General features: G+C 66.6%; 11 protein-coding genes. 8 read left to right on the forward strand and 3 right to left on the reverse strand.

Annotation, left to right across the window (positions count from 1 at the left end; all coding sequences use genetic code 11):
- The first annotated feature begins 69 nt into the window (after window positions 1–69).
- From A6A05_RS12960 to A6A05_RS12980, 5 genes are all read left to right on the forward strand, one after another.
- The gene (locus A6A05_RS12960; RefSeq protein WP_245644294.1) at window positions 70–708 is read left to right on the forward strand and encodes an energy-coupling factor ABC transporter permease; all 639 of its coding nucleotides are present in this window, start codon (window positions 70–72) and stop codon (window positions 706–708) included.
- Complete coding sequence (locus A6A05_RS12965; protein ID WP_068501758.1) at window positions 705–977, forward strand: energy-coupling factor ABC transporter substrate-binding protein; 273 nt, start codon at window positions 705–707, stop codon at window positions 975–977. The genes A6A05_RS12960 and A6A05_RS12965 overlap by 4 nt, the downstream gene beginning before the upstream one ends.
- Window positions 974–1,699 carry a cobalt ECF transporter T component CbiQ gene (cbiQ, locus tag A6A05_RS12970; protein WP_068501762.1) on the forward strand — a complete coding sequence of 242 codons (726 nt, stop codon included), beginning with the start codon at window positions 974–976 and terminating at the stop codon, window positions 1,697–1,699. The genes A6A05_RS12965 and cbiQ overlap by 4 nt, the downstream gene beginning before the upstream one ends.
- The gene (locus A6A05_RS12975; RefSeq protein ID WP_068501765.1) at window positions 1,693–2,529 is read left to right on the forward strand and encodes an energy-coupling factor ABC transporter ATP-binding protein; all 837 of its coding nucleotides are present in this window, start codon (window positions 1,693–1,695) and stop codon (window positions 2,527–2,529) included. Before cbiQ ends, A6A05_RS12975 begins: the two co-directional genes overlap by 7 nt.
- Window positions 2,530–2,647: 118 nt before the next feature.
- Window positions 2,648–2,932, forward strand: coding sequence for a hypothetical protein (locus A6A05_RS12980; RefSeq protein WP_068501768.1), 285 nt, complete (start codon window positions 2,648–2,650; stop codon window positions 2,930–2,932).
- Window positions 2,933–3,083: 151 nt separating this feature from the next.
- Here A6A05_RS12980 and A6A05_RS12985 read toward each other — a convergent pair whose 3' ends face one another.
- Window positions 3,084–3,656, reverse strand: coding sequence for a copper chaperone PCu(A)C (locus A6A05_RS12985; RefSeq protein WP_068501771.1), 573 nt, complete (start codon window positions 3,654–3,656; stop codon window positions 3,084–3,086).
- Between the two features lie 46 nt (window positions 3,657–3,702).
- Between A6A05_RS12985 and A6A05_RS12990 the strand changes: the two genes are divergently transcribed.
- Window positions 3,703–4,371 (forward strand): HugZ family pyridoxamine 5'-phosphate oxidase, encoded by a 669-nt coding sequence (locus tag A6A05_RS12990; protein ID WP_068501774.1) that lies wholly within the window; start codon window positions 3,703–3,705, stop codon window positions 4,369–4,371.
- 194 nt (window positions 4,372–4,565) lie between these two features.
- Window positions 4,566–6,410, forward strand: a complete 1,845-nt coding sequence (locus A6A05_RS12995; protein ID WP_068501776.1) for a phosphoenolpyruvate carboxykinase (GTP) — start codon at window positions 4,566–4,568, stop codon at window positions 6,408–6,410.
- Between the two features lie 63 nt (window positions 6,411–6,473).
- Here the strand turns inward: A6A05_RS12995 and A6A05_RS13000 are convergent, their stop codons facing one another.
- Complete coding sequence (locus A6A05_RS13000) at window positions 6,474–6,761, reverse strand: ATPase inhibitor subunit zeta (protein ID WP_068501779.1); 288 nt, start codon at window positions 6,759–6,761, stop codon at window positions 6,474–6,476.
- 147 nt (window positions 6,762–6,908) lie between these two features.
- On the opposite strand from A6A05_RS13000, the gene lepA reads away from it, so the two are divergent.
- Window positions 6,909–8,711 carry a translation elongation factor 4 gene (gene lepA / locus A6A05_RS13005; RefSeq protein WP_068501782.1) on the forward strand — a complete coding sequence of 601 codons (1,803 nt, stop codon included), beginning with the start codon at window positions 6,909–6,911 and terminating at the stop codon, window positions 8,709–8,711.
- Window positions 8,712–8,765: 54 nt separating this feature from the next.
- Here the strand turns inward: lepA and A6A05_RS13010 are convergent, their stop codons facing one another.
- Complete coding sequence (locus tag A6A05_RS13010) at window positions 8,766–9,320, reverse strand: hypothetical protein (RefSeq protein WP_068501784.1); 555 nt, start codon at window positions 9,318–9,320, stop codon at window positions 8,766–8,768.
- Window positions 9,321–9,509: the final 189 nt, after the last annotated feature.

Genomic DNA, 9,509 nt, shown 5'->3' on the forward strand with positions numbered 1-9,509 from the left:
AACGGTGATGTCCCAAGTCGGGGCGGTGTGTTCGCTGTTCGCGGACCAAGAGGTGGATAGATGCATATCATGGAAGGATTCCTTCCCGCCGGGCATGCCCTGGCGTGGACGGCTATTTCCGCTCCGTTCGTCGTTACCGGCGCGGTGCGCCTGAAGCGGATTCTGGTCGAGCGGCCCGAATTGCGGCTGACCTTCGGCGCCGCCGGCGCCTTCGCCTTCGTGCTGTCGGCCCTGAAGCTGCCCAGCGTCACCGGTTCGTGCTCGCATCCCACCGGCACGGGCCTGGGCGCGCTGGCGGTGGGGCCGGCCGCCACCACCATCATCGGCACCGTGGTGCTGCTGTTCCAGGCCCTGTTGCTGGCCCATGGCGGCCTGACCACCCTGGGGGCCAACGTCTTCTCGATGGCGGTGGCCGGGCCGTGGATCGCTTGGGGCGTGTGGAAGGCGGCCGGCAAGGTCGGCCTGGGGCCGTCGGTGGCGGTGTTCCTGGCCGCCATGTTGGGCGATCTGGGGACCTATGTGGTGACCTCGGCCCAGTTGGCCCTGGCCTTTCCCGACGCCGCCAGCGGTTTCGCCGGCGCCTTCGCCAAATTCGCCGGCATCTTCGCCGTGACCCAGATTCCCCTGGCGGTGGCCGAGGGATTGTTGACGGTGGTGGTGATGAATGCGCTGAACCAGCGCGCCCTGGTGGCCGAGGTGCGGGCATGACCATGGCGCGACAGAACATCGTGCTGCTGGGGGCGGCGATCCTGGTGGTGGCGGCGCCCTTGATCCTGGGGATCGAGGGCAGCTATGGCGGGGCCGACGGCCAGGCCCAGGCCGTGATCGAGGAATCGGGCTACCGCCCGTGGTTCTCGAACATCTGGACTCCGCCCAGCAAGGAGATCGAAAGCCTGTTGTTCGCCCTGCAGGCGGCGGCGGGGGCGGGGCTGCTGGGCTATGTGCTGGGCCGGCTGCACGGTCGGCGCCCGAAATGATTCGCACCGACCGGCTGGCCGCCGCCAGCCGCTGGAAAGACAAATCCTTGAGCGAAAAAGCGGTGACGGCGCTGGGCCTGATGGGCCTGGCGCTGGCCCTGCCGCCTTTTCCCGGCGCCCTGGCGGTGCTGGTGGCGGCCAGCCTGCTGGCCTGGCGCTCGGGCGTCGGCCCGGCCGACTGGCTGGCCCTGCTGGCCCCGCCGGCCGCCTTCATCGCCACCGGAACCGTGGCGCTGGCGGTCGAGATCGATGCGGCGGGCCTGCATCTGGCCGCCGATGGCGGTCGTGCCGGACTGGCGGTGGCGCTGCGCGCCCTGGCGGCGGTGGCGGCGCTGTTGCTGTTGGCGGCCACCACGCCCACGCCGGCCCTGATCGGCGGCCTGAGGCGGCTGGGCCTGGCCCCGGAATTGGCCGAGGTGGCGCTGGCGATCTATCGCTTCATCTTCATCTTGCAAGACACCGCCCAGACCATGCACGCCGTCCAGGCCGCCCGCCTTGGCACGGTCGGCTGGCGACGGCGCATCCGCTCGGCCGGGCTGTTGGCGGCCTCGCTGCTGCCCAGGGCGCTGGACCGGGCGCACCGCCAGGAAATCGGCCTGGCGGCGCGCGGCTTCGACGGGTCGTTGCGCACCTTGTCGGCCCACCGGCCGGTCTCGGTCTGGGGCCTGGCCCGCGCCGCAATCTTGCTGGTCTCGATCGCCGGGTTGGGCCTGGCATGGTGATCCTGGAAGCCTGCGGCCTCCATTACGCCTATCCCGGCGGCGCCCCGGCCCTGGCTGGGCTGGACCTGGCGGTGCGCCGGGGCCGGCGCCTCGCCATCCTGGGTCCCAACGGCGCAGGCAAGACCACGCTGCTGCTGCATCTGAACGGAACCCTGGAACCCAAATCCGGCCAGGTGCGCATTGACGGAGCCGCCATGGCCCATGGCCGTGCCCAGCGGGCCTCGTGGCGCCGCCGCGTCGGCCTGGTGCTGCAAGATCCCGACGATCAATTGTTCGCCGGCACGGTGGCCGAGGATGTCTCGTTCGGGCCGCTGAACCTGGGGCTGGACGAATCGGTCGTCGCCGCCCGGGTCGCCGAAGCGCTGGAATCCCTGCGCATCGCCGACCTGGCCGACCGGCCGCCGCACATGCTGTCGTTCGGCCAGAAGAAGCGCGCCGCCATCGCAGGCGCGGTGGCGATGCGGCCCGACATCCTTTTGCTGGACGAGCCCAGCGCCGGCCTGGACCCGTTCGGCACGGTGCATCTGCTGGCCGCGCTGGACCGGCTGTGCCAGGGCGGCACCACCTTGGTCTTCACCACCCACGACGTCGATCTGGCCTGGAGCTGGGCCGACGACGTCGCCTTGTTCGCCACCGGCCAAGTGGTCCGCCAGGGCGAGGCCGAAACGGTGCTGGCCGACCATCAGGCGCTGGCCGCTGCCCACCTCAAGCCGCCCTTCCTGCTGGAACTGGGGCTGAAGGCCCGCGCGTTGGGCTTGCTGGCCGCCGACGCGCCGCTGCCGCGCAAGCGGGCCGACGGGCTGGCCCTGCTTGAAGGCCTGGCCCGCTGAACCTATTTATGCCTTGGTCATAGACTGTTGTTGGTGCGCTCACGCACGGCACGAACGCTGTTCGTGTCTGGGCGTTATAGTCGAATCATTCCAAGTATCACTCGCAAAGGAGTGGCCCATGAAATCTTCTCCCGCCTCTGGCGATGTCGAACGGACCCTGGTCGAGAGTTACGACACTTTGCGAGCCGAGGGCTGGTTCGACACCGAGCCGGACGCCTTGTTCGCCCAGGCGGCGCAATTGATCGAGGACATGGCCGCCACCTTGGGGGCCTGTCCCACCCGCGACCTGCTGCTGGCTCGCCGTGCGATGATGCATGGCCATGCCGGCCAGCCCGACGCGGTGATGGTCGCCGACCACCTGGCCTTCCTGCACGGCATGCTGGGGTCCGGCCGGCTTCATTGACGAGTGTCCTGCCCCCGAACTTCGCATGGCGAATTCCGGGGATAAGCAGGCCACTGACTATTCTGAATAGGGCCGGATAGCGGCATCCCCCCTGCCCCCACCGCCGCATCCGGTCTTGCGCCCCCTTCCCCACCGGGAAGGGGGCGTGATCCTATTTCCCCGGCGGATGCATGGTTTCGTGCATCTTGCGGTGGTCGGGGTCCTTCATGTGGCTTTCGTGCATGGCGGGGTCGTGCTGCATCGGCATTCCGCCCATTCCCATCGAGCCCGGGCCCATAGACCCGATCGGCTTGATCTCGGCGACCACGGTGACCTTGCCGGCCTGGGTGAATTCCAGCTCCAGCGGCAGGGTGGCGCCTTCCTTCAGCGGCGCCTTCAGGCCGATCAGCATGACGTGCAGCCCGCCGGGGGCAAACTCGATGGTGCGCCCGGCGGGGATTTCGACGCTGGACAGGGCGATCATCCGCATGGTGTCGCCTTGCGCCATGTGGGTGTGCAACTCGGCGCTCTTGGAAATGTCGGCCTTGGCGCCGACCAGATTGTCGGCCGCGGCCCCATTGTTGACGATGGTCAGATAGGCGCCGCCGGCCGGAGCCTTCGGCGGCGTCGCCCGGGCCCAGGCGTTCTTGATTTCGATGTCGCCGACCTTGGCGTCGCCGGCCAGGGCCGGGCCGCAGGCCAGCAGGGCGGCCAGGGCCAGCACGGTTCCCTTGAATGCGTTCATCTGCGATGATCCCCTTCGTCCAAACAAGTCTTGCCAGTGATGCCCGATGATCAAAGACCCGGTGAATGACGAAGGTCAACTGCCCGCCGACAACCGCCTGGCCTTGCGCCGGGTGGTGCGGGCCTGCCGCAAGGCGACGCTGGGCACCTTGATGGACGGCGCGCCCTATTGCTCGCTGGTCACCGTGGTGGTCGATCCGCTGTTGGCGCCCCTGTTGCTGCTGTCGGGTCTGTCCGACCACACCCGCAACATCCTGGCCGATCCCCGGGTGTCCTTGTTGTTCGATGGCACCGACGGGCTGGCCAATCCGCAGACCGGGCCGCGCGTCACCCTGACCGGCCGGGCCGAGCCCAGTGCCAATCCCCAGGACCGCGCCCGCTTCCTGGCCCTGCATCCCGGCGCGGCCCTCTATGCCGGTTTCGCCGATTTCGGCATTTGGCGGGTGGTGCCCGAGCGGGTCCATTTCGTCGGCGGCTTCGGCCGGGCGGTGTGGTTCGACGCCCCGTTCGGGTTGGACCCGGACCAGGCGGCGGCGGTGGCGGGGTGCGACGCCCCCACACTGGCGGATGGCTGGCAGGTGGTGGGAACCGACATCGACGGGGCCGACCTGAGATGCGGCGAATCCTTTGTCCGCCTGGCTTTCGAGCGTCCGGTGGCCACCCGGGAGCAGGCGGGTCAAGCGACCCTTGCCGGGTGGGAACGCCTGCCCCGCTAAATTGGGGGGCATTCGATACAGCATTGTCATTGCCCCTGACACGCCTTATCGCTATCTTCGCGTCCTCTTCGGGGCTAAAGGCGCGATGTAAGGCGCCCGTTTCGGGGGTCATCCCACCGACCAGGCCCGCTCTTAGGGCGGACACCGGCCAGCGCGGTACGGCCTCCATCTATAAGGGATGGAGATAGGTGATCATGAGCAAACACGGTATTCCCGGCGGAACCACGATCAATGCCAGCTTGCTGGCCTGGATCGACGAAATGGCCCGGCTGTGCAAGCCGGACAGCATCCATATCTGCGACGGTTCCCAGGCGGAGTACGACGCCCTGTGCGGGCAGATGGTCGAAGCCGGAACGATGATTCGGCTGAACGACGCCAAGCGTCCCAATTCGTATCTGTGCCGGTCTGACCCGCGCGACGTCGCCCGTGTCGAGGACCGCACCTTCATCTGCTCGGCCACCAAGGCCGAGGCCGGTCCGACCAACAATTGGGTCGCGCCTGCCGAGATGAAGGAACGGATGGGCAAGCTGTATGACGGCTGCATGAAGGGCCGCACCATGTATGTGGTGCCGTTCTCGATGGGGCCGCTGGGGTCGAACATCGCCCATATCGGCGTGCAGATCACCGATTCGGCCTATGCGGTCGTCAACATGCGCATCATGACCCGCATGGGCCAGGCGGTGTTGGAGCTGCTGGGCAAGGACGGTCACTTCGTCAAGTGCCTGCACTCGGTCGGCGCGCCCTTGGCCGATGGCGCCAAGGACGTGGTTTGGCCGTGCAACCCCGAGAACATCACCATCAGCCATTTCCCGGAAGAGCGGGCGATCTGGTCCTATGGCTCGGGTTACGGCGGCAACGCGCTGTTGGGCAAGAAGTGCTTCGCGCTGCGCATCGCCTCGACCATGGGCCGTGACGAGGGCTGGCTGGCCGAGCACATGCTGATCGTCGGCGTCGAGAACCCCGAAGGCGAGAAGACCTATGTCGCCGCCGCCTTCCCGTCGGCTTGCGGCAAGACCAACTTCGCCATGCTGCAGCCCCCCAAGGGCTTCGACGGCTGGAAGATCTGGACCGTCGGCGACGACATCGCCTGGATCAAGCCCGGTGCGGACGGCAAGTTCTACGCCATCAACCCGGAAGCGGGCTTCTTCGGCGTGGCGCCCGGCACCGGTGCCGACACCAACGCCAATGCCATGGCCGCCTGCGCCGCCAACTCGATCTTCACCAACGTCGCACTCACCGACGATGGCGACGTGTGGTGGGAAGGCATGACCAAAGACAAGCCGGCCCATCTGATCGACTGGAAGGGTCGCGACTGGACCCCTGACTCGACCGAGCCGGCGGCGCATCCCAATGCCCGCTTCACCGCTCCGGTCAGCCAGTGCCCGTCGGTCGATCCCGACTGGGAAAATCCGACCGGCGTGCCGATCTCGGCCTTCATCTTCGGCGGTCGCCTGTCGAAGACCATGCCGCTGGTCTATCAGTCGTTCAACTGGACCCACGGCGTCTATCTGGCCGCCACCATGGGTTCCGAGGCCACGGCGGCCGCCGTCGGCCAGGCCGCCATCCGCCGCGACCCCTTCGCCATGCTGCCGTTCTGCGGCTACAACATGGCGGATTACTTCACCCATTGGCTGGAAATGGGCCGCAAGGTCTCGAACCCGCCGCCGATCTTCCGCGTCAACTGGTTCCGCAAGGGGCCGGACGGCAAGTTCATGTGGCCGGGCTACGGCGACAACATGCGCGTGCTGAAGTGGATCACCGACCGCGTCAACGGCCAGGCCCAGGGCGTCGAAAGCCCGTTCGGCTTCGTGCCAACCTATGATGACGTCGAATGGAACGGCCTGGACTATGCCCAGGACAAGTTCCACGACCTGATGACCATCGAGCGCGAGGACGGCGTCGCCGAGGCGCGCAGCCAGGAGGAACTGTTCGACAAGTTCCTCGATCGCCTGCCGAAGGAATTCGTCTACGAGCGCGAATTGTTGAAGTCGCGCCTGTGGCGGTCGCCGGCGGTATGGCAGCTGGCCTCCGAGCTGTGATGACGAGAACCCCCGCCGGAAACGGCGGGGGTTTTTTCGTCGGGAACAAAAAAGCGGGGCGCGTTACTTGCCCTTGCCCTCGTGATGCAGCTGCTTCTTCGCTTCCTGCACCAGATGGGCCAGCTTGTCCTTGATCTCGTGCAGGGACACCTTGCCCTTCAGATCGGCCAGAAGGTGACGGGCCACCGGCTCGTCGTCGGGGATGCCGTCGTGGCGGTGCGCCAAATCGTGGGCGTAATCCTGGGCGGCCTGGCCGATCAGGCCCAGCAATTCCGCCGCCCACATCCCGGCCATGCGGTTGCGCCGCCGGGTAACGTGCGGGTCGGTCTTGGCGGTGTCGTCGGGCTGCATCGATCGCGCTCCTTAGCCTGATCCCATTGATCCTAACCCGGTTGGCGCGAAGGCGAAAGCGCGCAACCTGCATGCGCGGGGTTCCAAAACCGCCCTCTACAGACTATGGTCCGCCCAAACCCTTGAAAGGCTGTCGAACGCCCGCCCATGACCAAGCTCTCGCACATCCGCAACTTCGCCATCATCGCCCATATCGACCACGGCAAGTCGACGCTGGCCGACCGTCTGATCCAGACCTGCGGCGCCATCGAGGCGCGCGACATGAAGGAGCAGATCCTGGACTCGATGGATATCGAGCGCGAGCGCGGCATCACCATCAAGGCCCAGACGGTGCGGCTGGATTATACCGCCAGCGACGGCAAGACCTATCAGCTGAACCTGATGGACACCCCCGGCCACGTCGACTTCGCCTATGAGGTCAGCCGCTCACTGGCCGCCTGCGAGGGCTCGATCCTGGTGGTCGATGCCAGCCAGGGCGTCGAGGCTCAGACCCTGGCCAATGTCTATCACGCCCTGGATGCCGGCCACGAGATCGTGCCGGTGCTGAACAAGATCGACCTGCCCGCCGCCGAGCCCGAGCGCATCAAGCAGCAGATCGAGGACGTCATCGGCCTGGACGCCTCGGAAGCGGTGATGATCTCGGCCAAGTCGGGCTTAGGCATCGGCGACGTGCTGGAGGCCCTGGTCAAGCGGCTGCCGGCCCCCGAGGGCGAGGTCGATGCGCCCTTGCAGGCCCTGCTGGTCGATTCGTGGTACGACGCCTATCTGGGCGTCATCATCCTGGTGCGCATCAAGAACGGCGTTCTGAAGCGCGGCCAGAAGATCCGCATGATGGCGACGGGCGCGGCCTATGAAGTCGATCAGGTCGGCTATTTCACGCCGAAGATGATCCGCTGCAGCGACCTGCGCCCGGGCGAGATGGGCTTCATCACCGCCGGCATCAAGGCGGTGGCCGACACCAAGGTCGGCGACACCATCACCGACGACAAGAAGCCGGCCCCGGTCGCGCTGCCGGGCTTCAAGCCGTCGATCCCGGTGGTGTGGTGCGGCCTGTTCCCCATCGACGCCGCCGATTACGAGGATCTGCGCGACAGCTTGGGCAAGCTGCGCCTGAACGACGCCAGCTTCCAGTACGAGCCCGAGACCTCGGCGGCGCTGGGCTTCGGCTTCCGCTGCGGCTTTTTGGGCCTGTTGCACCTGGAAATCATCCAGGAGCGGCTGGAGCGCGAATTCAATCTGGACCTGATCACCACCGCGCCGTCGGTGGTCTACAAGATCACCCTGACCGACGGCACGGTGATGGATTTGCATAATCCCGCCGACATGCCCGACGTCGGCCGCATCGACCATGTGGAAGAGCCGTGGATCAAGGCCACCATCATGGTGCCCGACGAATATCTGGGCTCGATCCTGCAATTGTGCACCGAACGGCGCGGCCAGCAGATCGACCTGACCTATGCCGGCAACCGTGCCATGGCGGTCTACAAGCTGCCGCTGAACGAGGTGGTGTTCGACTTCTACGATCGTCTGAAGTCCATCAGCCGCGGCTATGCCAGCTTCGATTACGAGATGGATTGCTATACCGAAAGCGATCTGGTCAAGACCTCGATCCTGGTCAATGCCGAGCCGGTCGACGCCCTGGCCTTCATCGTCCACCGCGCCAACGCCGAAAGCCGGGGTCGGGCCATCTGCACCCGGCTGAAGGAACTGATTCCGCGCCAGATGTTCCAGATCGCCATCCAGGCGGCCATCGGCGGTCGCATCGTCGCGCGCGAGACCATCAGCGCGCTCAGGAAGGACGTGTTGGCCAAGTGCTATGGCGGCGACGTCAGCCGCAAGCGCAAGCTGCTGGACAAGCAGAAGGAAGGCAAGAAGCGCATGCGCCAATTCGGCAAGGTCGAAATCCCGCAATCGGCCTTCCTGGCCGCCTTGAAGATGGGCGACGATTAGGGGGCGTGAAAAAGTCCCTCGGCTTCGCTCAGGGACTTTTTCACGAACGGTTCCCTACCGGCACGGCCGGTTGGGGTCCTTGTTGTCGCACAGATCGACGGCGTTCATATAGGCGACCCATTCCGCCAGCTCGGCCGCCGACACCGGGACGGTGCCTTGGGCGAACGGCTCGCCGCGCCAGGCCCGGCTGACCACATAAAAGGCGTCCTTGCCCCGCACCACGAAGTAAAGGGTCATGCTGCCGCGCCCGTCGCCCTTGTAGCGGCCGCAGGCGACGGTGCGGCTGCCGGCCTCGCGGCCGCCGACCATCCCTAAGCTGGACGGCCCGGCCGAGGCCTGCTCGCACACCTGGCCGGTCTTGGTGACCACGGTGTCCAGGAAGGCCTGCGCCGTCAGCGGCGTGCCGCGAAAGGCCTGGATGGTGGCGCGCCGGGTCCAGGATTCGGCGGCTTCGTTTCCGGGGATCAGTTCGGTGGTTTCGCCGTTGCGGTCGGCCAGGCTGACGATCACCTTCCAGCCCAGCAATTGCGGAACCTGCAGCTTCTCGGCGGCCATGGCGCCATGGGCCGACAGGATCAGTCCCAGCACCCCGATCAGAATCCGACGCATCACCCAGCCCCTCGCAGTTCGGGGCCTAGTGTGGTGGTTCTGAAATTCGGATGGCAATACGAATTTCAGAACCACCACACAATTCAATAAATGAGTGGCCTGCTTATCGTATCCCCCCGGTGACGGCCGCCTGTTCGAGCGGCCCTTGCTCTGAGATTCTGCCAGCCTGATTGGCGTTGGTGGTGGCGG

Source organism: Magnetospirillum moscoviense (assembly GCF_001650635.1).
Lineage (GTDB): Bacteria > Pseudomonadota > Alphaproteobacteria > Rhodospirillales > Magnetospirillaceae > Magnetospirillum > Magnetospirillum moscoviense.